The following is a 26927-nucleotide window of genomic DNA, read 5'->3' on the forward strand; positions in this document are numbered from 1 at the left end:
GCGACCGGGACAAGGTCATGCCAGCATGTAACCCTACGCCTCCATTCATCCTGGCCGGCGGAATTAAGGGCCGATTCAATGCTGGCGCCCGAAGCTGACTGCACACCCGTCCTCTGGGGGGACCCACCATGAAAACGCGCCTGATGCTTGCCGGTGGCCTGTTGCTGGCCCTGACCGGCTGCACCACCTACGACTATGTCGGCGGCGGCCGCAGCGGCAGCTACTACCACGGTGCGCCGTCGGTGGAATACCGCTACCCGGCCGGTTATCCCTACAACTACGGCCCCTACTACGGTGGCTATGGCGGCTATTACGGCGGCTACGGCAACCCGTATTACTCGCGCCCGATCTACCGCCCGCCGCACAACCACCGCCCGCCGCCGCGCCCGGGCAATGGAGGGGAGAACCGTCCGCCACCGCCGTCGCGGCCGTCGTACAACGGGGGTTCGCCATGGCGGAACATGGACTCGATGCGCCGCCCGCCGCAGTCCGGCGTGCGGCCTTCGGCCCCTCCGCCGCAGGCCCGTCCGGCGCCGGCGCCGAGCGCGCCGAGGATGAACGGTTCCCCCTGGCGCAACATGGATCGTGCGACGCAGCGCACAGTTGAGCGCTGAACCATCTTGCATTTCACACGGTCTAAGCCCCAATCTACGCGGACAGTGACGGCCCGCGTCACAAAGTGACAAAAACGACACGGGCCGCCGCAAAAAGCTCTACGTCGATATCCGACAGGAACATCTGGATCCCCCCTGTTCCGGCCCTGTCGGATGTCGGCACCTCTGAAGGCAGACGGCCCCGCAATGCGGGGCCGTCTGTTTTGTTGGGTCGCCAACCGACGAGGGCCCCGGCTTCAGTAGATCCACGCCATGCGTGGATGGCGCCTTCCCGACAGCCGCAAAAAAAACAGGGCCGGACAGTCCCCCGACTGCCGGCCCTCTGCTCCCCCACCGTGCGCCTGTACCGGCCCCTGTTCCAATTCCGGTCACGGGCGCCTACGGCGCCAGCCACGGTGGGTGCTATTGGGTTATCTGCAAAAATCCTGCCAACTTTAGGGCTGATTTCGACGCCGGCCAGTGGACGCCGACGCCCCGGCCCCGAATGGCGCTAAAATCGCCACCCCGGCGCCGCCCCAGCCGCGCCCGCCCCCAGCTGAACAACCCCCATGAACCCGTCCTTCCATCGTTACGACGTCATCGTCATCGGCGGTGGCCACGCCGGCACCGAAGCCGCGCTGGCCGCGGCCCGCACCGGCGTGCGCACCCTGCTGCTGACCCACAACATCGAAACGGTGGGCGCAATGAGCTGCAACCCGGCCATCGGCGGCATCGGCAAGGGCCACCTGGTCAAGGAGATCGACGCCTTGGGCGGTGCGATGGCGCATGCCGCCGACCGCGCCGGTATCCAGTGGCGCACGTTGAACGCCTCCAAGGGCCCGGCCGTGCGCGCCACCCGCTGCCAGGCCGACCGCAACCTGTACCGCATGGCGATCCGCGCCATCGTCGAAGGCCAGGCCAACCTGACCGTGTTCCAGGCGGCGGTGGATGACCTGGTCATCGAGGGCGACCACGTGCGCGGGGTCATCACCCAGACCGGCCTGCGCTTCGACGCGGAAGCCGTGGTGCTCACCGCCGGCACCTTCCTGGCCGGCAAGATCCACGTCGGCCCGACCCAGTACGCCGCCGGCCGCATGGGCGACCCGCCGGCCACCACGCTGGCTGCGCGCCTGCGCGAACGCCCGTTCCAGGTGGATCGCCTGAAGACCGGCACGCCGCCGCGCATCGACGGCCGCTCGCTGGACTACAGCGTGATGGATGAGCAGCCCGGCGATTCGCCGCGGCCGGTGATGTCCTTCCTCGGCTCGGTGGACGAGCATCCGCAGCAGGTCAGCTGCTGGATCACCCACACCACCGAACAGACCCACCAGATCATCCGCGACGCGCTGCACCGCTCACCGCTGTACAGCGGCCAGATCGAAGGCATCGGCCCGCGCTACTGCCCGTCCATCGAGGACAAGGTGGTGCGCTTCGCCGAGAAGGCCAGCCACCAGATCTTCGTGGAACCCGAGGGCCTGGGCATCGTCGAGATCTACCCCAACGGCATCTCCACCTCGCTGCCGTTCGACGTGCAGCTGGAGATGGTGCGCAGCATCCGTGGTTTCGAGAACGCGCATATCACCCGCCCCGGCTACGCAATCGAGTACGACTTCTTCGACCCGCGCGGGCTGAAGGCCTCGCTGGAAACCAAGCTGGTCAACGGCCTGTTCTTCGCCGGCCAGATCAACGGCACCACCGGCTATGAAGAAGCCGCCGCGCAGGGCCTGCTGGCCGGCCTCAACGCTGCGCGCCAGGTGCGCGGGCTGGACGGCTGGTGCCCGCGCCGCGACGAGGCGTACCTGGGCGTGCTGGTGGATGACCTGATCACCCACGGTACCAACGAGCCGTACCGCATGTTCACCAGCCGCGCGGAGTACCGCCTGCAGCTGCGCGAGGATAATGCCGACCAGCGCCTGACCCCGGCCGGCCGCGAAATGGGCCTGGTGGATGACCGCCGCTGGAACGCGTTCGAGACCAAGCAGGCAGCCGTCGCTGCCGAGCGCGCACGTCTGGGCGCGCTGTGGGCAACCCCGGCCAATGCACTGGGCCGCGAGGTACAGGACACGCTGGGTGTAACGGTCAGCCGCGAAACCAATGTGCTGGACCTGATCAAGCGCCCCGAGCTGGATTACGCGCAGCTGATGCAGGTGCCGTCGCTTGGCCCGGCCGTGGCCGACGCCAAGGTGGCCGAGCAGGTGGAGATCGGCGTGAAGTACGCCGGCTATCTGGACCGCCAGCGCGACGAGATCGAGCGCCAGCAACGGCATGAAGCCACGCCGATCGCTGAAGCCTTCGATTACGCGACGGTGCGCGGGCTGTCGGCCGAAGCACTGCAGAAGCTGGAGCGCGTGCGCCCGCAGACCATCGGCCAGGCGCAGCGGATTCCCGGCATGACGCCGGCAGCGATCTCACTGCTGCTGGTGCATCTGGAGCGCGCACGCCGGGGCCGCGTGGCGTAAGCGGGACCGTCCGCTTCTGGTGGGTGCCGACCTTGATCGGCACGGAAGCATGGAGTGTCGCGATCTGATGATTCGTGCCGACCAAGGTCGGCACCTACCAGAGCAGATCGCGTTACCGTGCGTCGGCGCCGCCGCCCAGCACCTTGAACAAGGTCACCCGGTTGCCCGCTTCCTGCTGCTGCAGGGCGATCAGGTCCTGCTGCGCGGCATACAGGCTGCGCTGCGCATCCAGCGACTGCAGGTAACCATCCAGCCCGGTACGGTAGCGCGCATCGGCCAGCGTGTAGCTGCGCTGGCTGGCGGCCACCAGCGCGCGCTGCGCGTCCATCTGTGCAGTCAGGTGGTCACGCGTGGCCAGCGCATCGGCCACTTCGCTGAAGGCCTGCTGGATCGCCTTCTCGTACTCCGCGATGCCGATGTCCTTGCCGATCTTCGACGCATCCAGCGACGCCTTCAGTGCGCCGGCATGGAAGATCGGCGCGGTGATGCTGGGTGCGAACGACCAGCCACGGGTGCCGGCCGAAAACAGCGTCGACAACGCGGTGGAGCTGTGGCCGTAGTTGGCGGTCAGGGTCAGCGTGGGGAAGAACGCAGCGCGCGCGGCACCGATATCGGCATTGGCCGCCTGCAGCGCGTGTTCGGCGGACAACACGTCCGGGCGCTGCAGCAGCACGCTGGACGGAAGGTTGGCCGGCAGCGGCGCCAGTGCCACGCTGCCATCCAGCGCCTGCGTGGTTGGCAGCAGGGCCGGATCCAGCGGCGCCCCTACCAACAGCTGCAATGCATCGCGATCCTGCGCCTGCTGCGTCTGCAGCTTGGCCAGCGCACCGCGCGCGGCGTCCACGCTGGTCTGTACCTGCGACAGGTCCAGGCCCGAGGCCAGGCCCTGTGCATGGCGGGCCTCGGTGCGCTGCAGGGTCTGCTGCTGGCTGTCCAGGGTCTGTTGCGTGAATGCCAACGACTGCCCATCGGCCGCCAACGCGAGCCACGCCGTTGCCACTTCGGCGACCAGGCTGGTGCGTGCGGCACGCTGGTTCTCGGCGCTGGCCAGCCAGTTCTGCAGGGCCTCGTTCTTCAGGCTGCGGATGCGCCCGAACAGGTCCAGTTCCCAGCTGCTGATGCCGACCTGCACCGCGTCGGACTCGGTCACCTGGGTGGCACCGGTCTCGCTGTTGGCATCGCTCACCCGCGAGCGGGTGACACTGCCGCTGGCATCCACCGACGGCAGCAGCGCTGCGCGCTGGATGCGGTACTGCGCGCGTTCCTTCTCCACCTGCAGCACCGCCACGCGCAGGTCGCGGTTGTTCTGCAGCGCCAGCGCGATGACCTGCTGCAGGCGCGGTTCCAGGAACACCTCACGCCAGGCCGGCATCGCCACTGCCGGCTCGGCCTGGCCGGCAGCGGCATTGCCGAACTGCGCCGGTACCGGCGCCTCGGGGCGCTGGTAATGAGGCGCCATGCTCACGCAGCCGCCCAGCAGGGTGGTCATCGTCGCGGCCGCCAGGGCGCGCAGCAGCATCGGCTTCATGGGCGTGCCTCCGGGGCAGTGGCTTCGGCCGGCGCGCGGCCCGGGAACAGGCGGCGCACCACCAGGTAGAACAACGGCACGAAGAACATGCCCAGCACCATCGAGGCGACCGTACCACCGGCCACGCCGGTACCCAGCGAACGGCGCGCGGCCGAACCGGCGCCAGTGGCGAATACCAGCGGCAACACGCCCATCAGGAACGCCAGCGAGGTCATCACGATCGGTCGCAACCGCAGATAGACCGCCTGCAGGATCGCTTCGCGGGTGCTCTTGCCCTGCTGTTCGAGGATGCGCGCGAACTCGACGATCAGGATGCCGTTCTTCGCTGCCAGACCAATCGTGGTCAGCAGGCCGACCTGGAAGTACACGTCGTTGTTGAGGCCACGCAGGTTCATCATCAGCACGGCACCGAACACACCCACCGGCACCGCCAGCATCACCGCGAACGGCACCGCCCAGCTTTCATACAGCGCGGCCAGGCACAGGAACACGAACAGCAGCGAGATGGCGTACAGCATGGGCGCCTGGTTGCCTGACAGCTGCTCCTGGTAGGCCATGTCCGACCAGGCATGGCTGAAGCCTTCCGGCAGTGTGTCGGCCAGGCGCGCGATCTCGGCCATCGCCTCGCCAGAGCTGACGCCTGGCGCCGGCTGGCCGGTGATTTCCATCGCCGATACGCCGTTGTAGCGCTGCAGCGCGGCCGGCGCGCTGGTCCAGTGGCTGCTGACCAGCGACGACAGCGGCACCATCTGGCCGGCCTGGTTGCGCACGCTCCAGCGCTCGATATCCTGCGGCTGCATGCGTGCTTCAGCGGTGCCCTGGATGAACACCTTCTTGATGCGGCCCTTGTAGATGAAGTTGTTGACGAAGTCGCCGCCCAGCGCCGCGTTCAGGGTGTCATTGATGTCCTGCGGATTCACGCCCATGGCCTGCGCCTTGGCGTCGTCCACCTTCACGGCGTACACCGGCGCGTCTTCCAGGCTGGCGTAGCGCACGTTGACCAGCTTCGGGTCCTTGGCGGCTTCCTTCAGCAGCGTGTTGCGCGCGGCCACGGCGGCGGCATGGCCGGCACCGCCTTCGTCCTGCAGTTCCAGGGTGAAACCACCGGCATCGCCCAGGCCGAGGATGGCCGGTGGCGAGGTGATGAACACCTGCGCATCGGGCACGCTGGCCATGGCTGCGGTCAGCCGCGCGGCGATGGTATCGGCATCGTCCTTGCGGTCATCCCAATCCTTGAGCCGGATGAAGGCCTGGCCGACGTTCTGGCCGCTGCCGGTAACACTGAAACCGGCAGTTGCCTGGATCGACAGCACGCTGCCGTCCTCCACTGCGGCGGCACTGAGGCGATCCATCACCGCGCGGGTCTGCTCCAGGGTGGAACCGGCCGGCAGCTTCACCAGCGCGTTGAGCATGCCCTGGTCCTCATCGGGCAGGAACGCGCCCGGCAGGTGCCACAGCAGCAGGCCGGTGGCCATGCTCAGCACCAGGTAGAACAGCACGCCCAGCGTGCGCCGGCCAAGGAAACCATCCACGCGCTGGCGCAGGCCGTTGGAGGTGCGCTCGAAGCGGTGGTTGAACCAGATGAAGAACTTGCCCAGCAGGCTCGGCTCGCCGCCGTGGTCACCATGTGGGTGGCCGCCCTTGGGAATCTGATGCAGGATGCTGCCGCACAGCGCCGGCGTGATGGTCATCGCCACCAGCACCGACAGGATCATCGCAGCAGCGATCGTGACCGAGAACTGGCGATAGATCACGCCGGTGACACCGCTGAAGAACGCCATCGGCAGGAACACCGCGGTCAGCACCAGCACGATGCCGACCAACGCGCCGGTGATCTGGCCCATCGCCTTCAGCGTGGCCGGCTTCGGTGCCAGCCCTTCGAAGGTCATCACCCGCTCCACGTTTTCCACCACCACGATGGCATCGTCCACCAGCAGGCCGATGGCCAGCACCAGCGCGAACATGGTCAGCGTATTGATCGAATAACCGAACGCGGCCAGCACGCCGAACGTGCCCAGCAGCACCACCGGCACCGCGATGGTCGGGATCAGCGTGGCCCGCCAGTTCTGCAGGAACAGGTACATCACCAGCACGACCAGTGCGATTGCCTCGATCAGGGTGATCACCACTTCCTTCAGCGAGATGGTCACGAACGGCGTGGTGGTGAATGCCACGTGGGCGGTGTAGCCATGCGGCCAGTACTTCTGCAGCTGCTGAAGCCGTGCATCGATGGCCTTGGAGACGGCGATCGCGTTCGCACCGGCATTGAGTTCAATGCCCAGCGAGGCCGACGGCTTGCCGTTGAAGGTGCTGATGCTGTCGTAGCTTTCCGGACCCAGGCCGATCGTCGCCACGTCGCCCAGGTGCACCACGCTGCCATTGGCATCGGCCTTGAGCACCACCTGCGCGAACTGCTCGGGCGTGTGCAGGCGGCTGCGCGCGGTCACCGTGGCGTCCAGCTGCTGGCCCTTCAGCGCCGGCTGGCCACCCAGTTCACCGGCCGACACGTCGGTATTCTGCGCCTGCAGTGCGGTTTCGATGTCCGACGGCATCAGCGCGTACTGGCGCATCTTCTCCGGGTCCAGCCAGATACGCATCGCGTATTCCTGGCCGATCGGCTGGATGTTGCCGACGCCGCTGACACGGCTGATCTGGTCGTCGATGCGCGCTTCCATGAAGTTGGCGACATCGAAGTTGTCCATGCTGCCGTCTTCGCTGGTGAACGACAGCACCTCGAAGATCGAGCCACTGGACTTGGTGATGGTCAGGCCGTTCTGCTGCACCGCCTGCGGCAACGTGGCCATGGCGGCCTGCAGCTGGTTCTGCACCTGTACCTGCGCGGTGTCCGGGTTGGTGCCGGTGGCGAACACCAGGTTCACCTGCGCCGAGCCATCGGAGGCACTGGTGGAGGTCATGTACATCAGGTGGTCCAGGCTCTGCTGGGACTGCTCGATGACCTGGGTGACTGCATTTTCCACGGTCTGCGACGAGGCACCGGTGTAGGTGGCGCGGATGGTGATGGTGGGCGGGGCGATCTGCGGGTAGCGGTCCACCGGCAGGATCAGGATCGCGAGCAGGCCGAGCAGGCTGACCGCGATGGCGATCACCCAGGCGAAGATCGGCCGGTCGATGAAGAAACGAACCATGCGCGGCGGGCCTCAGTGCGACTTTTCGTCGGTGTTGCCGTTCGGGTCGATCGCCGGCATGGCGGCCAGCTGCGCCGTGGTGGCTGCTACTGCCTTCACCTGCTGGCCGAGCGAAACCGCGCTGCCGTTGCTGACGATCACCCGCTCGCCGGCCTTCAGGCCCTGCGTGATCTGCCACTGGTTGCCCACCACCTGACCGGTACTGACCCGGCGTTCCACCACGTGGTCCTTGGCATCGAGCAGGCGCAGCAGCGGCTCTCCACGTTCATTGCGCAGCACCGCCTTCTGCGGCACCAGCAGGGCACGCGCGTCGGTGGCCATCGGCAGCACCGCCTTCAGGTACATGCCCGGCAGCAGCAGGCCGTCCGGGTTCGGAATGACCGCGCGCAGCACCACGTTGCCGGTGCCCGGATCGACCGCGCTGCCGACGAACTCCAGCGTGCCTTCATGCGCATAGGTGCTGCCGTCCTCCAGCAGCACCTTCACCTGTGCCTTGCCATCGATGGCCTTCACCAGGCCGGCATCGAGCTGCTTGCGCAGTGCCAGCATCTGCGTGCTGGACTGGGTGACATCCAGATAGATCGGGTCCAACCGCTGAATGGTCGCCAGCGCCGCATCCTGGCCAGCAGCGACCAGCGCACCGGCGGTGACGCTGGAGGTACCGATGCGGCCCTCGATCGGTGCGGTCACCCGGGTGTAGTCGAGGTTGATGCGCGCGGCCTGCAATGCGGCGCGCGCGGCGATCACATTGGCCTGCGCCTGCTTCAGCGCCGAGGTGGCATCGTCGGCATCCTGTTTGCTGGCCGCGTCCATGCCCAGCAGCGTGCGGGTGCGCTCGGCTTTCGGCTGCGCCGACAGCACGGTGGCCTCGGCCTGCGCCAGCTGGCCACGCGCGGTACCGAAGGCGGCCTGGTACGGTGCCGGATCGACCTGGTACAGCAGCTGGCCAGCCTTGACCTGCTGGCCTTCGGTGAACAACCGCTGGCGGATCAGCCCACCGATCTGCGGCCGCACCTCGGACACCTCGAACGGCACCGCCCGGCCGGGCAGGGTCTGCTGCAGTGCCAGCGGCTGCGCGCTGGCGGTGATGACGCCCACTTCGGGGGTGGCCGGGGCTTCGGTCCTGCCCGCCGAGCAGGCGGCCAGGGCCAGCAGCAGGGGCAGCAACAGCGTACGGGAAGAACGGGACAGCGGGCGCACGAATGACATGGGGGCGTGGGGGGCCTTGCGTTGACCCGTGCACGCTGCCGTGAAACTGTGCAGAGAATATGGAGATTGTGCGACCGGCTCAGCCGGCGCTTGCTTTCGGCGCCACATGCGCCGCTAATGGCCCCCGCGATGGCGAAGATTCGATTCAAATTCGGCCTGACCGCGAAGACCTTCCTCGCGATCTTCACCGCCTGCCTGCTGGTGCTGGCAGTGAACGGCATTGCCAGCCGCGTGGCGTTCCAGACCGGCTTCCTGGACTACCTCAACGATCAGGGCGATCTGCGCATGCAGCGGCTGATGCCACACCTGCAGCGTGAGTACAGCGCGCACGGCGGCTGGGAGCATCTGCGCGGTGACAGTGACCGCTGGGCGCGACTGCTGCGCCCGGACCTGTCCCATGGCCACGAGGGGCCGGTGCCGCCGCTGTCCGACCAGACCGGCGTTCCCTCGCGGCTGGGCCTGTTCGATGCGCAGCACCGCTTCGTGGCCGGCAACCCCGATGCCACCAGCGATGACGAGCCGCATCCGGTGCAGCTGGACGGGCAGACCGTCGGCTGGCTGGGCATGGTGCCGTTCCAGACCGTCATCGCCACCAACGACCTGAACTTCTACAACACCCAGGTGCGCGCGTGGTGGGTGATCGGCATCTCGCTGCTGCTGGTGACGGTGTTGCTGGCCTGGCTGGTGTCGCGCGCGCTGCGCCAGCGCTTGGCCAAGCTGGCCGCGGCCACCCACCGGCTCGCCGCCGGCGACTATGCCACCCGCATCGAACGCACCAGCGATGACGAGCTGGATGCACTGGTCAATGACTTCAACCGGATGGCGCAGGCGCTGGACGACACCGAGCGAAACCGCCGCGCCTTCATCGCCGATATCTCGCATGAGCTGCGCACGCCGCTGGCGGTGGTGCGCGCCGAGCTGGAGGCGATCGAGGACGGCATCCGCCCGCTGGACCGCGCCAACCTCGGTGCACTGCAGGGCGAGATACGCCAGCTGGGCAAACTCATCGACGATCTGCACGACCTGTCGATGACCCAGTCCGGTGGCCTGGCCTACCGCTTCGCACCGCTGGACCTGGCGGCGCTGCTGCGCAGCGAGCTCACTGGCATGCGCGTGCGCTTCGCCACGGCGGGGCTGGCATTGGAAGAAAACCTGCCCACTACTCCGCTGCAGGTTTCCGGTGACGAGCGGCGCCTGCAGCAGGTGCTGGCCAACCTGCTGGAGAATGCGCTGCGCTATACCCATACCGGCGGCCGTGTACGTGTGCAGGCAGCGCGTGTATCTGCCGGGGTGCAGCTGATCGTGGAAGACACCGCACCGGGCGTGCCGGCCGACAAGTGTGCATTGCTGTTCGAGCGCTTCTACCGGGTGGAGAGCTCGCGCAACCGGGCCAGCGGTGGCAGCGGGCTGGGTCTGGCCATCAGCCACAACATCATCCTCGCCCACCACGGCCACATCCACGCCGAGCCTTCGGTGCTGGGCGGCCTGCGCGTGGTCATCACCCTGCCGGAGCCTGCATGAGCACGTCCCCCGCCACGTCCGCGAAGATCCTGATCGTCGAGGACGAGCCACGCCTGGCCTCGGTACTGCGCGACTACCTGGCCGCCGCCGGCATGGCCAGCGAATGGGTGGACGATGGTGGTCAGGTGATCGACGCGTTCGCGCGCTACCAGCCCGATCTGGTGCTGCTGGACCTGATGCTGCCGCAGCGCGATGGCGTCGACCTGTGCCGCGAACTGCGTGCCAGCAGTGACGTGCCGGTGATCATGGTCACCGCGCGGGTGGAAGAGATCGATCGCCTGCTCGGTCTGGAGATCGGTGCCGACGACTACATCTGCAAGCCGTTCAGTCCGCGCGAGGTGGTCGCGCGGGTGGTCGCAGTGCTGCGCCGCTACCGCCCGGACCCATCGGCGCGTGCCAACGACGGCCTGCACATCGACGAGCCGGCCGCGCGCGCTACCTGGAACGGCAAGGGGCTGGATCTGACGCCGGTGGAATACCGCCTGCTGCGCACCCTGCTGGCTACGCCAGGCCGGATCTGGGCGCGCGATGAACTGCTCGACCGGCTGTACCTGGACCATCGCGTGGTGGTCGACCGCACCGTCGACAGCCATGTGCGGAACCTGCGCCGCAAGCTGGCCGACGCCGGCATGGAAGGCGAGCCGATCCGTTCGGTCTACGGCATGGGTTACAGCTACGAACCCTGAGCTCCCTGTAGAGCCGAGCCCATGCTCGGCTGCGCAGGGAGCCGAGCATGGGCTCGGCTCTACAACGCACCACGCAGGTATCATCGTCGCGAACGCCCTGATTTCCGGAGACATCGATGAACCCGCTGCGCCCCTTCCGCGACAAGATGCCCGTCCTCGGCGAGCGCGTGTACATCGATCCGGCCTGCACCCTCATCGGTGATGTGGAACTGGCCGACGACGTGTCGGTGTGGCCGGGCACGATCATCCGCGGTGACGTCAACTACGTGCGCATCGGCGCACGCACCAACGTGCAGGACGGCACCATCATCCACGTCAGCCACCACAGCCCGTACAACAAGGCCGGCTACCCGACCCTGATCGGCGAAGGCGTGACCGTTGGTCATGGCTGCATCATCCATGCCTGCACCATCGGCGATTACAGCCTGATCGGCATGGGTGCCTGCATCCTCGACGGCGCGCGGGTCGAGCGCCATGGCTTCGTCGGCGCCGGTGCGGTGGTCGGCCCGGGCAAGGTGGTCGGCGAAGGCGAGCTGTGGGTGGGCAACCCGGCCCGCCCGGCGCGCACGCTGAGCGACAAGGAGATCGAGTCGCTGCACTACTCGGCCGACCACTACGTGCGGCTGAAGGACGAGTACCTGGGCTGAACGGCCAACGCCGCCATGCGGCTCTGCTAAAGTCTGGGCCCGACCAGGACCTGTCGAGACCCCCATGCCTGTGGCTGCCTGCCGGAGAGGACTCCGCCGCCCACAACCAAGGCCATCGCACTGATGGCCGCGCCGATGCTCGATACCTACCGCGAGGTGGTGACGCCGGAGGGTGTGCTGCTGCAGTTGCCGGCCGCCGGCCCGCTGCCGCGGGCGATGGCCTGGCTGGTGGATCTCGGTGTGCGCATCGCGGTGCTGGTGCTGATGTCGATCCCGCTGGCACTGCTGGACAAGTTCGGCTCCGGCCTCTACCTGGTGCTGATGTTCCTGGTCTACTGGGCCTACCCGATCATCTGCGAGGCACTGTGGGGCCGTACCCTCGGCAAGCGCGCACTGGGCCTGCGCGTGCTGTCGCGCGATGGCGCACCGGTGGGCTGGATGGCGTCGATCACCCGTAACCTGCTGCGTACCGTGGACATGCTGCCGTTCGGCTATGCATTGGGCCTGATCAGCAGCCTGTTCGACCCGCATGGCCGCCGCCTGGGTGACCTGGTGGCCGGCACCGTGGTGGTGCACGCGCCTGCGCTGTACCTGCCGCCGCCACCCACCATCGACAGCGTGCTGGCCCCGCCGCAGCCGCTGCGCCCGGATGAACAAGCGGCGCTGATGGCCTTTGCCGAGCGCGCGCCCCGCTTGTCGGCGGCGCGCCAGCAGGAGCTGGCCGGCATTGCCGAGCCCCTCACCGGCACCCACGGCCAGGTCGCCGTGCTGCGCCTGTATGCCATGGCCAACTGGCTGCTGGGGCGGCGATGAAGCAGGAACAGTTCGTCGCCCGGTACCAGCAGGAATGGCAGGACCTGGAGCACTGGCTGCTGCTGCGCGCCGGTGCTTCGCGCCGCACGCGGCGCAAGGCCAGCGGGCTGGCACTGGACGACACCGCCGTTCCACAGCGCTACCGCCGCCTGTGTCAGCAGCTGGCGCTGGCCCGTGAGCGCGGCTACAGCCCACAGCTGGTGCAGCGCCTGCAGCAGCTGATGCAGCAGGGCCACAGTGTGCTGTACCGCACGCGGCCAACGCGCTGGCGCGCGGCACTGGAATTCCTGGTGGCCGACTTCCCGCTGCTGGTGCGCAGCCAGGCACGCAGCATGTGGGTGGCACTGCTGATGTTCGCGTTGCCAGCAGTGGCCTGCTTCGTGCTGGTGCAGGTCTATCCGGATCTGATCCACATGCTGATGGACAACCGCCAGATCGCTGAGATGGAGCGCATGTACGACCCCGCGGCCGAGCGCCTGGGACGCGACAGCGGCACCGACTGGATGATGTTCGGCCACTACGTCATGAACAACATCAGCATCGCCCTGCGCACCTTCGCCAGCGGCCTGCTGGCCGGGCTGGGCACGCTGCTGGTACTGCTGTTCAACGGCGTGACCATCGGTGCGGTGGCCGGCCACCTGCAGCACATCGGCCACGGCAGCCCGTTCTGGCGCTTCGTGGTCGGCCATGGCGCTTTCGAGCTGACTGCGATCGTGATCGCCGGCGGTGCCGGCCTGCAGCTGGGCATGAAGCTGCTGGCCCCCGGCCGGCGCAGCCGCCTGGATGCACTGGTCGACGGTGGCCGCATCGGCGCGCGGCTGTGCCTCGGGGTCGCCTTCATGCTGTTGGTCGCCGCCTTCATCGAAGCCTTCTGGTCATCAATCGCCGAAGTACCCGCATGGGGCAAGTTCAGCGTGGCCGGCGTGCTCTGGGTCGGCGTGCTGTTGTGGCTGTGGCGCGGCGGACGCGGAGGCGGCGATGCGCATTGACCGTCTGGACGTGGTGCTGCGCGCGCGCAGCGGTTGGGAAGCGATGGAGCTGGGCAGTGCCCTCACCCGCCGGCACGCACGTGCGGTATGGGGCAGCTGGCTGCTGGCCAGCGCTCCGCTGTTCGTGATCTTCAATGCACTGGGTTGGTGGCTGGATGCCTTCGGCTGGGCGTGGCTGGCGATGTGGTGGTGCAAGCCACTGTTCGAGCGTGCGCCGCTGTACGTGCTGTCGCGCGGCATCTTCGGCGAACCGGTCGGCACGCTGGCGGCGCTGCGCGCGCAGGGTCACTGGGGCAACAGCGGCTTCTGGGGCTACCTGGGCTGGCGCCGCTTCAGCGTGCTGCGCAGCCTGTGCCTGCCGGTGAACCTGCTGGAAGGCAACACGCCTGGCCAGCGCGGTCCACGCCGACGCGCGGTGGCGGTCGGCGCCGCAGGTGCGGCAATGGTGCTGACACTGACCTGCATGGCGTTCGAAGCGGTGCTGGTGTCAGGCGGGATCGGTGCGGTGTTCATGTTCATGCCGCTGGAGCTGATGTCCGAATCCTGGCGCGCCGCATGGGACATGATCGGCCAGGACACACCCGCATGGGCGCGGGCGGGCTTCAATCTGGCGTGCTGGCTGGCCTCGGTGCTGATCGGACCGTTCTACGTCGGCGCCGGCTTCGGCCTGTACTTGAACCGGCGTACGCAGATGGAAGCGTGGGACGTGGAGATCGCCCTGCGCCGCCTGCGCGATCGCCTGCTGCCGGCGGCGTCGACGCTGGCGCTGCTGCTGTGCCTTGCCCTGCCGCTGGCCTCCGCGCCGGTTCATGCGCAGCAGGCGCAGACGGTCGCTGAGCAGGCCGACGATGCCGAGGTGGACGAGGACAGCGCGGAAGAACCGGCCACTGCAGCCAACGACCCGGCCAATACCCCGGCCATGATCTTCGGCGGTACGCCGGTGGACACCGCCGGTTTCCGTCAGGCAGTGAACCGCGCCTATGAAGACCCGCTGCAGCGCCCGACCCGCCAGGTCACGCGCTGGAAGCCGATCGAGCAGGCCGAGGAAAAGAAGAAGGAAGACAAGCAGCTGCAGCGTGACACCAACAGCAAAGGTGAACGCAAAGCGCGCAAGGATGGCATCGCCTGGCTGGCGCGGCTGGCCGAATGGGGCCTGTGGGGCCTGCTCGGCATCCTGCTGCTGGTGTTGTTGCTGACCGCGCGGCTGTGGCTGCCGTGGCTGCGGGGCAGTGGCCGGCGCAAGGCCGAGGCAGCACCGCAGGTGCTGGAGGAACAGGTGGAACTGCCGGTGGTTCTGCCGCCGGACGTGGCCACCCAGGCCGGCCTGCTGTGGGACCAGGGCCGGCCGCGGCAGGCGCTGGCCCTGCTGTACCGCGCCAGCGTGCGCACGGTGGGCGAGCGCAGCGGTATCGCGCTTCCACCCGGTGCCACCGAAGCGCAATGCCTGCGCGCTTCGCGGCGCATGCCCGAGGCCAGTGACCGCGACCTGTTCGCACGCATCGTGCGCATGTGGCAGTACGCCGCCTACGGTGGCCGCCTGCCCAGTCGTGCCGATTTCGATGCATTGGCCGATACCCTGCGCCAGCAGTTCGGGTGGCAGGCATGAGTCCGCGCCTGTTCTGGTCGCTGCTGCTCGGTGCACTGGTGCTGTTCGGCGTACCGCTGACCATCCTCTACCTGCGCACGCACGAGCGGGTGACCGAGACGATCCGGCTGCCGCCACAGGGCGAGGCCGCCTACAACCCGCTGTATGTACTCGGCCAGGCCCTGCGCGCCGATGGCATCCAGGTGCACTCACGGCCGCGTCTGGAACTGCGGCAGATGACGCTGGGGCGCCATGACACGGTGGTGCTGCTGCAGGACAGCAGCGAACTGCCGGTGCCGGCGGTGAAACAGCTGCTGGACTGGGTGGACCTGGGCGGCCACTTGCTGGTGCGTACACCGCCACCGGCCGAGGACGATGCCAGCAGCACGCAGGGCCCCCTGCTGGATCAGTTGGGCGTGGACAGCCTGTTCCAGCGCAGCGACTGCCAGGCCTTCCATGTCGACGACGATCCGGGCCACGTCGAATTCTGTGGTGGCCGCCGCTTCACTCTAGGGTTTGCGGCCAGTGCGCAGGCCGAACGCCGCTGGGGCACGGATCGCGACCTGGTGTTCGCGCGCCTGCGCCATGGCCAGGGCAGAGTGAGCGTGCTGGCCGACATGGAGTTCATGCGCGGCGAAGTGGACTCACCGGCGGCGCGCCTGGCCTCTGCCGCAGGCAAGGCCAGCGACGGCCTGCACGATCCTGCCCATCGCGACCTGACCCGCTACCTGCTCGATCCGAACTACGGCAAGGGTGCGGTCTGGCTGGTCTATGCCAGCCGCCCGCCGTCGCTATGGTCGCGCATGTTCTATCAGGGCTGGCCGCTGTGGGCACCGCTGCTGCTGGCCCTGCTGGGTTGGCTGTGGAGCCGCTCGCAGCGCTTCGGCAGCCTGCTGCCGTCACCGGTACTGGAACGCCGTTCGCTGCTGGAGCACGTGCGCGCCAGTGGCGAACTGCTGCTGCGCTTCGGTCACGGCATACGCCTGTACGAGGCCGTGCTCGCTCTGTTCCTGCACCGCCTGCGCCTGCGCGCACCGATTGCCGCCGCACTGGAGGGTGCGCCACGCGATCAGGCCATCGCCGAGCTGCTGAAATGGCCGCAGGCCCGCGTCGCCAGCGCGCTCACGCCCCCTCCGCCACACGATTCCTCCGCCCTGCGCGAGCGCATCCGCTTGCTGCTCCAGATGAGATCCCTGCTATGACCGAAGTCCCCGAGCTGCCGGCGGCCGCCAACGCCCGCCTGATTGAACGCGTCGATGCCATCCGCGATGCCATCGGCCACGCCTTCATCGGCCAGGCCGAAGTGCTGGACCAGATCCTGGTGGCCCTGCTGGCCGGTGGTCACGTACTGATCGAGGGCGTGCCCGGGCTGGGCAAGACCCTGCTGGTGCGCGCACTCGCACAGGCCCTGGAGCTGGACTATGGCCGCGTACAGTTCACCCCCGACCTGATGCCCAGCGACGTCAGTGGCCACGCGGTGTACGACCCGAAAAGCGAGAGCTTCAAGATCCGCCGCGGCCCGGTGTTCACCAACCTGCTGCTGGCCGACGAAATCAATCGTGCACCGGCCAAGACCCAGTCGGCACTGCTGGAAGTGATGCAGGAAGGCCAGGTGACCATCGAAGGCAAGGCCTTCACCCTGGCGCCGCCCTTCATGGCGCTGGCCACGCAGAACCCGCTGGAGCAGGAAGGTACCTACCCGCTGCCGGAAGCACAGCTGGACCGCTTCCTGCTGAAGGTGCTGATCGACTACCCGCAGCTGGAGGACGAGAAGCGCATGGTGACCGCGATCACCAGTGGTCGTGCCGCCAGCGATTTCGACCTGAGCCAGGTGCCACGCGTGCTCGGTGCCGGCGAACTGCTGGAGTTGCAGCGTGCCACCGCGGCGATCACCGTCGATGACGAAGTGATCGACTACGCGGTACGGATTGTGGCCGCTACCCGGCAGTGGCCGGGCATCGCGGTCGGTGCCGGTCCGCGCGGCAGCATCGCGCTGGTGCGTGCCTCGCGCGCGCAGGCGGTGCTGGCCGGCCGCGACTTCGTCACGCCGGACGACGTGCGCGACATTGCGCGCCCGGCGCTGCGCCACCGCATTGCGCTGGCCCCGGAACTGCAGATCGAAGGCCAGGACGCCGACGACGTGCTGGGCGCGCTGCTGGCCAAGGTGGAAGCACCGCGCCGATGAGGCCGGCCCCGCTGCTGCTGGCGCTGCTGCTGGCCTGGGCTGCCCTGGGCGGTCTGGTGCTGGGCGGGTTGCTGCCGCGCTGGAGCTGGGCGCTGGCGGCGCTGGCGATTGCCGTGCCGGCGTTGATGGATCTGTGGCGGCAGTCACGGCGTCCGTCGCCGCAGGTGCAGCGCGAACTGCCCGAAGCGCTGGCACTGGGCGTGCGCCGCGAGGCTGCACTGCGGTTGCAGGCAGACGCGTCGATGACGGTGCAGGTGTTCGACCTGGTGCCCGGCGGTTGGCCGCTGGAATCGCTGCCACAGCGCGTGCACCTGCAGGCGGGCACCGCTGCCACCCTGCGCTACCATCTGCAGCCGCTGCAGCGCGGGCATTTCCGCTTCGAGGGCGTGCACCTGCGCATGCGCTCGCCGTGGCGCCTGTGGTGGCAGCAACGCACGCTGCCCCCCGCGCTGGACGTGCGTGTCTATCCGAACTTCGTGCCGCTCACCCGCTTTGCGTTGTTCAGTGCCGACCAGGCCTCGCGGCTGGTCGGTGCGCACGTGAAGCGCCGCCGGGGTGAAGGCACCGACTTCCACCAGATGCGCGAGTACCGCATCGGCGACAGCCTGCGCCAGCTCGACTGGAAGGCCACCGCGCGTGCGCGCAAGCTGATCTCGCGCGAGTACCAGGACGAGAAGAACCAGCAGCTGTTGCTGATGCTGGACAGTGGCCGGCGCATGCTGGCCAGCGAAGGCGGGCTTTCGCACTTCGACCATGCCTTGAACGCTTCGCTGGTGGTGGCCTACCTGGCGCTGCGCCAGGGCGATGCCGCCGGCCTGTTCGCTGCCGGCGGCGAACGCCGCTGGGTGGCGCCGCAGCGCGGCATGGGCACGGTCGAGCACCTGCTGCGCGCCAGCTACGACCTGCAGCCGCGCGCGGTGGCCACCGATTATCTGGCCGCCGCCACCGAGGTATCGCTGCGCCAGCGCCGGCGTGCGCTGGTGATGCTGGTCAGCAACGTGCGCGACGAGGACATCGAAGACCTGCTGGCGGCGGTGCGCCTGCTGCAGCGGCGCCACCTGGTATGCGTGGCCAGCCTGCGCGAGCGCGAGCTGGACGGCGTGCTGGAGGGCGAAGTGCAGACGCTGGAGGATGCCACCCAGGCCGGTGCAGCGGCGCTGTACCTGCAGCAGCGCGCGAAGGCGCACGACGCGCTGCGCAGCGAAAAGGTCATGGTGCTCGACGTGACCGCCGATGCCCTGCCGGGCGCACTGGTGGAGCGCTACCTGGCGGTGAAGCGCGAAGGGCTGCTTTGATACCAGTGATCGCTCTGGTGGGTGCCAACCTTGGTTGGCACGAAACCCACAGCGCCGACCAAGGTCGGCATCCAGCAACACCGGTTGCCGGCCAGCGGCCGGCATTACCCCTGCAACAACCGCCGCTGCAACCGCTCCACCGCACGCTGCAGCAGCACCCGGTTGCGGGCCAGCTTCATCCACTGCGGCAGGCGCGAAAACATCGAGCCATTGGTGACGCCCGCGCGCTCGCGCAGAGGCGCGGCAGCGTAATCGTGCAGTGCCTGCAGATGGGCCTCGTTGTAGGCCCACAGCACGCCCGCCGCGGTCTTTTCGATCAACCGCAGCGGCATGCCGAAGTGCGGGTCGATCGCCTCATTGCCACGCCACCGCGACAGCGTGACCTCCACCTCGCTGCTGCGTCCGCACTGACTGCAGTCCGCCGCCAGCGTCCGCAACGGCGACGTTGCACGCGCGCGGTGCAGCTCGACGCGGACCCATTTGTGCCCACAGTATCCGCAGGGACGATAGCCGCTGTAGCGCACTGGTCCGACCCAGTCGCCCGCAACACAGCAACCACAGCTGCATCCACTGTCGAGAGATGCGCTGCAGCCCAGGCAGCGGAAACGTCGCGATTCCGACGTCCCCACCACCCAGCCGGGCGTATCGCAGCGATGGCAGCGCACCGCGATCCGGTCCGAATAGCGCCACAGGGCGTGGCCGTCATCCAGATGCCGACCCGGCAGTGGCGCAGGCCGCAGGTCGCGATTGCGCCGCACCGCCATCAGACGTAGATCCGCGTCGGCGCCTCATCGACGATCGCGTGCGGCACGAAGCGCGCACTGTCGCGGGTGATCGCGCTGTCGTCCTCACGGATGCCGATGCCGCAGGCGTGGTCACCGATCACCCAGCTGCCGATCAGCGGGTAGCCGCCTTCGAAGCGGGTGAGCGGATGCGCGCGCTGGATGATCGCCGGGCCGTCGTAGGGGCCGTCACTGCGCTGGGTGCTGCCATCGGCCAGATGCATCTCGATGTTCGCGCCTTCGCGCGAGAACAGCGGCTTGCGCACCCAGCCCGACGCCAGCGTGCTGCCGTCATCGAAATGCGCTTCCAGCAGGTTCGGATGGCCCACGTTGCGCTGCCACAGCAGCGGCAGGATGCCCTTGTTGCTCAGCACCGCCTTCCAGGCCGGCTCCAGCAGCTGCACGCCCGAGCCGGGCAGCGCGCGGCCGAATTCCTCGGCCATCAGGTCTTCCAGTGGATACAGCTTGAACAGGGTGCCGATCACCGAATCATCCAGCGCGGTGAAGCGTCCGTCCTTGGACAGGCCGATATCCTCGATGGCGATGGCCTGGCCATGCAGGCCGGCCTGCGAGGCGCAGTCGCGCAGGTAGTCGACCGTGCCGCGGTCTTCTTCGGAACTGCCCACCGCGCTGAAATACAGCGGCGGTGGCAGCTGCGTGGCCAGTTCGCCGAAACGCTCGACCAACGCCTCGTGGATGGCGTTGAACTGGTCGGCATGCTGCGGCAGGCGACCGGCGTTGCGCTGGTCTTCCAGCCACTGCCACTGGAAGAAACTGGCCTCGAACAGCGAGGTCGGCGTGTCGTAGTTCAGTTCGTACAGCTTGGCCGGGCCGGTGCCGTCATAGGCCAGGTCCAGGCGGCCGTAGAGGTGTGGCTGGCGCTGGCGCCAGCTGTCGGCGATCCAGTCGCGGTAGTGCGACGGAATCGCCAGCTGGTCCATCAGCCGTTCGCTGGCGATGACATCGCCGACCAGGTCCAGCGCCATCTGGTGCAGCTCGGCGCTGGGGTCTTCGATGTCCTGCTCGATCTGGCGCAGGGTGAACGCGTAGTACGCGCTTTCATCCCAGTACGGCTGGCCGTCGATGGTGTGGAAGCGGAAACCCGCCTCTTCCGCGCGCGCCCGCCATTGGGCACGCTCGGCAATCCGGATGCGCTGCATGGGTCGATCAGCCGCCGTAGCTGCCGCTGGTGCTGCGGCGCGCGCTGGTGTTGCCGAAGCCACCACGGCTGGCAGTGACCGCACGGTTCGGCTCGCTGGTGACCGGGGCCAGGCCGGCCTTGCCGGCGCCGATGCCGCTGGCGGTGTTCAGGCCGCCGCTGCCGCCCGGAGCCGGGCGCGCCCAGCCGGCGCTCTTGTCCTGGTAGGCCGGCGACGCCGCCGGCGCCTGCGGGGCCAGGCCACCGCGGTTGCTCAGCATCTGCGACATGAAGAAGCCCATCATCATCGGGCCGATGAACGAGGTACCGGCCGAGGTGTGCTGCTGCACGCACTGTTCCGGCTTGTAGTCCTTCTCGCAGGCTTCCTTGCTGGCGTACTTCGGCGCGGCATCGGCGGCCTGCTTCTGCGCTTCGGCAAAGGCATTGCGGCACGACGACGGATCGCCGGTGGCCTCGGTGCAGGCCTCAACCGAGGTGTACAGGCCTTCCTGCACCTTCACCTCCGGCTCCTTCTGGCAGGCGGTGAACAGCAGCGGCGCGGCGCTCATCAGCAGCAGCGCGGTGGTGCGGGAACGTTTCATGGCCTCATGCCCTGTCGACGGATCAATGCCCCAATGATGCCAAATCCTGACCAGCAACCGGAATCGGCAAAGTCCGAAAGATGAACGGACTTTCATTTTCGTCATTCCCCATCATCCACGCATGGCGTGGATCTACCGTGTCGACCAAGGTCGACACCTACCAGGAGCAGAGCGCCGGCCCCGACAGATCGCAGGAAACTGTCGAAGGCGGGGTGGGTCCGGTTGCGGGGGCGTGATCCGGTGGTTGCAGCAGCAACCGAAAAAATTGGCCATGATCAGGCGACCCCCACGTCGTACGGCCCGCCCGTTCCGCCAGCCATGCCCGAATACCGTTCCCGCACCTCCACCGCCGGCCGCAACATGGCCGGCGCCCGCGCCTGTGGCGTGCCACCGGCATGAAGGATGGCGACTTCCACAAGCCGATCATCGCCATCGCCAACTCCTTCACCCAGTTCGTGCCTGGCCACGTGCACCTGAAGGACCTCGGCCAGCTGGTCGCGCGCGAGATCGAGCAGGTCGGTGGCGTCGCCAAGGAATTCAACACCATCGCCGTGGACGACGGCATCGCGATGGGCCACGACGGCATGCTGTATTCGCTGCCCAGCCGCGAGATCATTGCCGACGCCGTGGAGTACATGGTCAACGCGCATTGCGCCGACGCACTGGTGTGCATCAGCAACTGCGACAAGATCACCCCTGGCATGCTGATGGCCGCGCTGCGCCTGAACATCCCGGTGGTGTTCGTCTCCGGCGGGCCGATGGAAGCGGGCAAGACCAGGCTGTCCGAGCACAAGCTGGATCTGGTCGATGCGATGGTGGTGGCCGCCGATGACAGCGCCTCCGACGAGAAGGTCGCGGCGTTCGAGCGCAGCGCCTGCCCCACCTGCGGTTCCTGCTCGGGCATGTTCACCGCCAACTCGATGAACTGCCTGACCGAAGCGCTGGGCCTGTCGCTGCCCGGTAACGGCACCACGCTGGCCACCCATGCCGACCGCGAAGCGCTGTTCCGCCGCGCCGGCCGCCTGATCGTCGAACTCTGCCACCGCTGGTATGGCGGCGAGGATCCGACGGCACTGCCGCGTGGCATCGCCACCCAGGCCGCGTTCGCCAATGCAATGACCCTGGATATCGCCATGGGCGGCTCCACCAACACCATCCTGCATCTGCTGGCCGCCGCACAGGAAGCGGAGGTCGACTTCGACCTGACCCACATCGACGCGCTGTCGCGGCGCGTACCGCAGCTCTGCAAGGTGGCGCCGAACACGCCGAAGTACCACATCGAGGACGTGCACCGCGCCGGTGGTGTGTTCGGCATCCTGGGTGAACTGGACCGTGCCGGCCTGCTCGATACCACGGTGCCGACCGTGCACAGCGCCAGCCTGGCGGACGCACTGGAACGCTGGGACGTGGTGCGCAGTGACAACGACACCCTGCATACGTTCTTCAAGGCTGGCCCGGCCGGCATCCCCACCCAGGAGGCCTTCAGCCAGGCCACGCGCTGGCCGACGCTGGACGTGGACCGCGCCGAGGGCTGCATCCGCTCGCTGCAGCATGCGTATTCGCTGGAAGGCGGGCTGGCCGTGCTGCGCGGCAACCTGGCCGTGGATGGCTGCGTGGTGAAGACCGCCGGCGTGGACGAGTCGATCCACGTGTTCGAAGGCCCCGCGCGCGTCTACGAAAGCCAGGACGCCGCCGTCGCCGGCATCCTCGCCGACGAGGTGCAGCCGGGCGAGGTGGTGGTGATCCGCTACGAAGGTCCGAAGGGCGGCCCCGGCATGCAGGAAATGCTCTATCCGACCAGCTACCTGAAGTCGAAGGGACTGGGCAAGCAGTGCGCGCTGCTCACCGACGGCCGCTTCTCCGGCGGCACCTCGGGCCTGTCGATCGGCCACGTCTCACCGGAAGCGGCCAGTGGCGGTGTCATCGGCCTTGTGGAAGATGGCGACCGCATCCGCATCGACATCCCCGCCCGCCGCATCGATCTGCTGCTGGACGAGGCCACGCTGGCCCAACGCCGCGCCGACGCTGATGCACGCGGCTGGAAACCGCGTGCGCCGCGCCCGCGCAAGGTCACCAGCGCATTGAAGGCCTACGCCCTGCTCGCCACCAGCGCCGACAAGGGCGCCGTACGCAACACCGCGCTGCTCGGCGATTGATGCCGATCCGGTAGCGCCGGCCGCTGGCCGGCATCTGGAAAAGGGGACGGAGGGGATTAAGTCGTTTGAGGCACAAACGACTTAATCCCCTCCGTCCCCTTTTCTCAGCCGATCACGCGCTTGAACGGGGGCAGCGCGTCGATGATGCGCTTGCCGTAGCGGCGGGTCAGCAGCCGCGAATCGAGGATGATCACGCGGCCGGTGTCGGTGGAAGTGCGGATCAGGCGGCCGGCGAACTGGGTCAGCGTGCGCAGCGCATGCGGAATGGCGATCAGGTTGAAGGCATTCAACCCGCGCCCTTCGAACCACTCGCTGAGGGTGGCGGTCTGCGGGTCGGTCGGCACTGCGAACGGCACCTGGGTGATCACCACCGTGGTGCAGGCTTCGCCGGGCAGGTCGAGGCCTTCGCCGAACGAGTTCAGCCCGAACAGCACCGAGCCCTCACCTGAGGCCACGCGGCGCAGATGCTCGTCGATCAGCCGGGTCTTGGACATCTCGCCCTGCACCAGCACCTGCTTGCGGCGCGGGGCCGACATCAGCCCGGCCACCTTCTCCATCTTCCAGCGCGAGGTGAACAGCACCATCGAGCCTTTGGCCCAGTCCAGCTCGGTATCGAGGTAGCGCGCCACTTCGCGCGGGTGGCCTTCGCGGTCGTCCGGGGTGACCGGGAACTTCGGCACGATCAGCTCGGCCTGGTTGGGCAGGTCGAACGGCGACGACAGCGAGACCATCTCGGCCTCTTCGGGGATGCCGTTGTCGATCGCCAGCGACTGGAAGTCGCCACCGCCGGTCAGCGTCGCCGAGGTCATCACCACCGAGTCCACTTCATCCCACAGCAGCTTGCGCAGCACGTGCGCGGCCGATACCGGCGAGCCGTGCAGCACCAGGTCGCCATCGCGGGTAGCGGTGACCCAGCGCGCCATCGGCGGCGCGCCGTCCTTGTCCTCACGGCGCCAGGCCTGCCACAGGTTGTACTGCTGCTCGATCATTTCCAGCGCCATGCCCAGGTTGCGCTGCAGGCGCTCGCGCGCGGCATCGTCCGGCTTGCCCTTGGCCACCTGCGCGGTGGCGGCGTGCGCCCAGTTGTAGAGGCTGCGGGTATCGTCGGCGAGGGCCTCGATCGGCTCGCGCCAAGCCTCGGGCAGGCGCCCGTTGGCCGCGCGCCACATCGGCTCTTCGTCCGCCGGTGCCGGCATCCACACCCGCTCGATGTGATCGCGGAACGCGCGCAGCTGCTTGGCCACGTTGCTGGCGACTTCGATCGCTTCGTTCGGCAACAGGTTGCCGAGGCGATCCTTGTCGACCGCGCGGTAGGCACCGGCGATCAGGATCTGCAGGCGGCCGGTGCGCTTGGCCATCTCGTCCAGCGCCAGGCTGGCCGCGCCCTGGTCGATCGCCACGTTGCCGATGTGATGGCCTTCGTCCAGCACCAGCAGCATGTCCGACGGCGGCGCGATCAACGGTTGGCCATTGTCGCTGTCGCCGATCGACAGCGCCGACAGCAGCAGCGCGTGGTTGGTGACCACGATCTGTGCGTCGCGCACCGTGTTGCGTGAGCGCAGCACCGCGCACTGCGCCGAATAGGCACAACGACGCCCCGCGCAGCCCGAAGCCGGCGTGGTGATGCGGCTGCGCAGGCCGGGGCTGATGGTCTCCGGTGCGTTGTCGATGTCGCCGTCCCAGCTGCCGCCGGTGAAGGCGTCAGTCAGGCGCTTGGCGATGTCCATCTCGATCGGCGCCAGCGGCCGGTCGAACAGTGGCGCGTCATCCTCGAACATGCCGCCCTGCGATCCCTCGCCCTGCGCCTCGGCGGCATTGCGCGTGCACAGGTAGCGGGTACGGCCCTTGGCCAGCGCCACGGTCGCTTCCAGGCCGGTGGCTTTGAGAAAATTCGGGATATCGCGCTCGACCAGCTGCGACTGCAGGGCCACGGTGCCGGTGCTGATCACCAGCTTCTTCTTGGTGGCCAGCGCGATCGGTACACCTGCGGTGAGGTAGCCCAGGCTCTTGCCGACACCGGTGGGCGCCTCGACCACGCCGACGCCACCGCTTTTCGACAGCGCGCGCGACACCACACCGATCATCTGGCTCTGCGAGCGGCGGGTGGAGAAGCCGGGTGTATTGGCCTGCAGCGTCGTGTACGCCTTGCGGATCGCGTCCTTCAAGGCGTCATCAAGCGTGCGCGGAGCGGCGACGGTTTCGGTCACGCCGGGAATTACCGTGGCTGGATCAGGCCGGTCATTGTCGCATGGCCGGCCACGTTCACTGCTGCTGGCACCCTGAACGGGCCAGCGACGACGCCCGCTGGCGGTCCCGGTCCAGTGGCCGGACCATCCCAGGAGCAGATACGCCGGGCATGGCCCGGCGCTGCCGCTCAGGTGGCCGGGATCGTACGGCTACGCAGCAGGCGCACCAGTGCCCAGACCAGCAGCACCACGCCGATGGCCTCGACCATCGCCAGGGCGAAATGCAGCACGCCGAGGATGGTGCCCATGCCTGAGATGGCGCTGAAGTTGCCACTGCTGACCAGCCACATCGGCAGGACACCCGCCGCCAGGCCGCCCAGGCTGGACAGCAGCAACAGCACCAGGCCGACCAGGGCGCCGGTGCGGGTGGCATCGCGCGGTGCGCCGACCACCCAGACCAGGCCGATGCACAGCGCGATCAGCACCGGCAGGCGCACGCCGACCATGCTCAGCACGGTCACCATCAACGTTGTGCTGTCCATCGATCAGTCCTCGCCGGCCAGCACCGCCGCGCCCTGGCGCAGCGACTGGTAGATCTCGTCGGTCTGAGGGCGCACGCCATGCCACTGCAGGAAGCTCTCGGCCGCCTGTTCGACCAGCATGCCCAGGCCATCCACGGTATTGCGGCAGTTCGCCGCACGCGCCCAGGCCAGGAAAGCGATGGCGGCCTCGCCGTAGTTCAGGTCGACGGCGGTGGTCATTGAATTGACCAGCGACAGCGGCAGCTTGAACTCGACGTCGCGGTCGCGGCCGGCCGAGGTGGCATTGACGATCAGCTCGAAGTCGCCCAGGTCACGCAGGTCTTCCCAGTAGCGGCTGATCGCGCGGCCCGGTTCGCCCATCGCGTCGATCAGTTCATCGGCGCGTTCCGGCGTGCGGTTGACCACCACCAGTTCGGTGATGCCGGCATCAAGGAAGGCCGGGGCGACGCTGCGCGCGGAGCCGCCGGCACCGATCAGCAGCATGCGGCGGCCGCGCAGGTCCAGGCCATGGCGGTCGGTCAGGTCACGCACCAGGCCGATGCCATCGGTGGTATCGCCATGCCAGCGGTCGCCCTTGCGCAGCAGCGTGTTGACCGAGCCGGCACGGCGCGCACGTGCGGTCAGGGTGGTGCACACCGAGAACGCGGCTTCCTTGTGCGGCGAGGTGATGTTGGCGCCGACACCGCCGTCGGCGGCGAAGGCTTCCAGGCCGGCCAGGAACGCATCCGGGACCAGGTCGATCGCACGGTAGTCGATGCTGATGCCTTCCTGGCGACCGAACGTCGCGTGGATCTGCGGCGACTTCGAGTGGGCAACGGGGTGTCCGAAGACGGCGTAACGGTCGGTCATGGAATCCTCAAGCTGG

At 68.2% G+C, this 26927-nt stretch carries 20 protein-coding genes and 1 pseudogene; 12 read left to right on the top strand and 9 right to left on the bottom strand.

The window, feature by feature from the left end:
* Positions 1-128: 128 nt before the first annotated feature.
* Together FQS62_RS20985 and mnmG are read left to right on the top strand one after the other, a co-directional pair.
* Positions 129-614: a hypothetical protein gene (locus FQS62_RS20985; protein WP_049444263.1), complete on the top strand. Its 486-nt coding sequence runs from the start codon at positions 129-131 to the stop codon at positions 612-614.
* Between the two features lie 548 nt (positions 615-1162).
* Positions 1163-3052, top strand: a complete 1890-nt coding sequence (gene mnmG / locus FQS62_RS20990) for a tRNA uridine-5-carboxymethylaminomethyl(34) synthesis enzyme MnmG (protein WP_208043570.1) — start codon at positions 1163-1165, stop codon at positions 3050-3052.
* Between the two features lie 112 nt (positions 3053-3164).
* Here the strand turns inward: mnmG and smeC are convergent, their stop codons facing one another.
* The 3 genes from smeC to smeA are packed head-to-tail and all read right to left on the bottom strand — an operon-like array spanning position 3165 to position 8935.
* On the bottom strand, positions 3165-4580 hold the full coding sequence (gene smeC / locus FQS62_RS20995; protein WP_088479494.1) for a multidrug efflux transporter outer membrane subunit SmeC: 1416 nt from the start codon (positions 4578-4580) through the stop codon (positions 3165-3167).
* Positions 4577-7726, bottom strand: coding sequence for a multidrug efflux RND transporter permease subunit SmeB (smeB, locus tag FQS62_RS21000; protein WP_208043569.1), 3150 nt, complete (start codon positions 7724-7726; stop codon positions 4577-4579). Before smeB ends, smeC begins: the two co-directional genes overlap by 4 nt.
* 12 nt (positions 7727-7738) lie before the next feature.
* Positions 7739-8935 carry a multidrug efflux RND transporter periplasmic adaptor subunit SmeA gene (gene smeA, locus FQS62_RS21005; RefSeq protein ID WP_208043568.1) on the bottom strand — a complete coding sequence of 399 codons (1197 nt, stop codon included), beginning with the start codon at positions 8933-8935 and terminating at the stop codon, positions 7739-7741.
* A 117-nt stretch (positions 8936-9052) separates the two neighbouring features.
* Between smeA and baeS the strand changes: the two genes are divergently transcribed.
* The 9 genes from baeS (at position 9053) to FQS62_RS21050 (ending at position 18656) form a co-directional block, all read left to right on the top strand.
* A complete protein-coding gene (gene baeS / locus FQS62_RS21010; protein WP_208043567.1) occupies positions 9053-10456 on the top strand; it encodes a sensor histidine kinase efflux regulator BaeS in 1404 nt (467 codons plus the stop codon).
* Entirely contained in the window at positions 10453-11142 is a 690-nt protein-coding gene (locus tag FQS62_RS21015; RefSeq protein ID WP_088479491.1) for a response regulator, read from the top strand. The genes baeS and FQS62_RS21015 overlap by 4 nt, the downstream gene beginning before the upstream one ends.
* Before the next feature lie 116 nt (positions 11143-11258).
* Positions 11259-11789, top strand: a complete 531-nt coding sequence (locus tag FQS62_RS21020) for a gamma carbonic anhydrase family protein (RefSeq protein ID WP_049444249.1) — start codon at positions 11259-11261, stop codon at positions 11787-11789.
* A gap of 123 nt (positions 11790-11912) precedes the next feature.
* Entirely contained in the window at positions 11913-12602 is a 690-nt protein-coding gene (locus tag FQS62_RS21025) for an RDD family protein (protein WP_049444247.1), read from the top strand.
* Positions 12599-13591, top strand: a complete 993-nt coding sequence (locus FQS62_RS21030; protein ID WP_049444246.1) for a stage II sporulation protein M — start codon at positions 12599-12601, stop codon at positions 13589-13591. Before FQS62_RS21025 ends, FQS62_RS21030 begins: the two co-directional genes overlap by 4 nt.
* Complete coding sequence (locus tag FQS62_RS21035; RefSeq protein ID WP_208043413.1) at positions 13581-15197, top strand: DUF4129 domain-containing protein; 1617 nt, start codon at positions 13581-13583, stop codon at positions 15195-15197. Before FQS62_RS21030 ends, FQS62_RS21035 begins: the two co-directional genes overlap by 11 nt.
* Positions 15194-16378: a DUF4350 domain-containing protein gene (locus tag FQS62_RS21040; RefSeq protein ID WP_208043414.1), complete on the top strand. Its 1185-nt coding sequence runs from the start codon at positions 15194-15196 to the stop codon at positions 16376-16378. Before FQS62_RS21035 ends, FQS62_RS21040 begins: the two co-directional genes overlap by 4 nt.
* Complete coding sequence (locus FQS62_RS21045; protein ID WP_012512415.1) at positions 16375-17361, top strand: AAA family ATPase; 987 nt, start codon at positions 16375-16377, stop codon at positions 17359-17361. Before FQS62_RS21040 ends, FQS62_RS21045 begins: the two co-directional genes overlap by 4 nt.
* Positions 17358-18656, top strand: coding sequence for a DUF58 domain-containing protein (locus FQS62_RS21050; RefSeq protein ID WP_099588955.1), 1299 nt, complete (start codon positions 17358-17360; stop codon positions 18654-18656). The genes FQS62_RS21045 and FQS62_RS21050 overlap by 4 nt, the downstream gene beginning before the upstream one ends.
* Before the next feature lie 104 nt (positions 18657-18760).
* On the opposite strand, the gene FQS62_RS21055 is transcribed toward FQS62_RS21050, so the two are convergent.
* From FQS62_RS21055 to FQS62_RS21065, 3 genes are read right to left on the bottom strand one after another with little or no spacing between them, the layout of a single operon-like run.
* Positions 18761-19420 (bottom strand): hypothetical protein, encoded by a 660-nt coding sequence (locus tag FQS62_RS21055; protein WP_049444235.1) that lies wholly within the window; start codon positions 19418-19420, stop codon positions 18761-18763.
* The gene (locus FQS62_RS21060) at positions 19420-20598 is read right to left on the bottom strand and encodes a glutathionylspermidine synthase family protein (RefSeq protein WP_088479487.1); all 1179 of its coding nucleotides are present in this window, start codon (positions 20596-20598) and stop codon (positions 19420-19422) included. The genes FQS62_RS21055 and FQS62_RS21060 overlap by 1 nt, the downstream gene beginning before the upstream one ends.
* Positions 20599-20605: 7 nt before the next feature.
* Positions 20606-21178, bottom strand: a complete 573-nt coding sequence (locus FQS62_RS21065; RefSeq protein ID WP_014038869.1) for a DUF1190 domain-containing protein — start codon at positions 21176-21178, stop codon at positions 20606-20608.
* A gap of 318 nt (positions 21179-21496) precedes the next feature.
* Between FQS62_RS21065 and ilvD the strand changes: the two are divergent.
* A pseudogene (ilvD, locus tag FQS62_RS21070) lies at positions 21497-23334 on the top strand (dihydroxy-acid dehydratase).
* A gap of 104 nt (positions 23335-23438) precedes the next feature.
* Here ilvD and dinG read toward each other — a convergent pair.
* The 3 genes from dinG to aroE all read right to left on the bottom strand — a co-directional run bounded on the left by dinG (position 23439) and on the right by aroE (position 26911).
* Positions 23439-25541 carry an ATP-dependent DNA helicase DinG gene (dinG, locus tag FQS62_RS21075; protein WP_088479485.1) on the bottom strand — a complete coding sequence of 701 codons (2103 nt, stop codon included), beginning with the start codon at positions 25539-25541 and terminating at the stop codon, positions 23439-23441.
* Between the two features lie 167 nt (positions 25542-25708).
* Positions 25709-26062: a hypothetical protein gene (locus tag FQS62_RS21080; RefSeq protein WP_049445074.1), complete on the bottom strand. Its 354-nt coding sequence runs from the start codon at positions 26060-26062 to the stop codon at positions 25709-25711.
* Positions 26063-26065: 3 nt separating this feature from the next.
* Positions 26066-26911, bottom strand: coding sequence for a shikimate dehydrogenase (gene aroE / locus FQS62_RS21085; RefSeq protein WP_049445076.1), 846 nt, complete (start codon positions 26909-26911; stop codon positions 26066-26068).
* Positions 26912-26927: the final 16 nt, after the last annotated feature.

Source organism: Stenotrophomonas sp. SBJS02, assembly GCF_020428325.2.
Lineage (GTDB): Bacteria > Pseudomonadota > Gammaproteobacteria > Xanthomonadales > Xanthomonadaceae > Stenotrophomonas > Stenotrophomonas africana.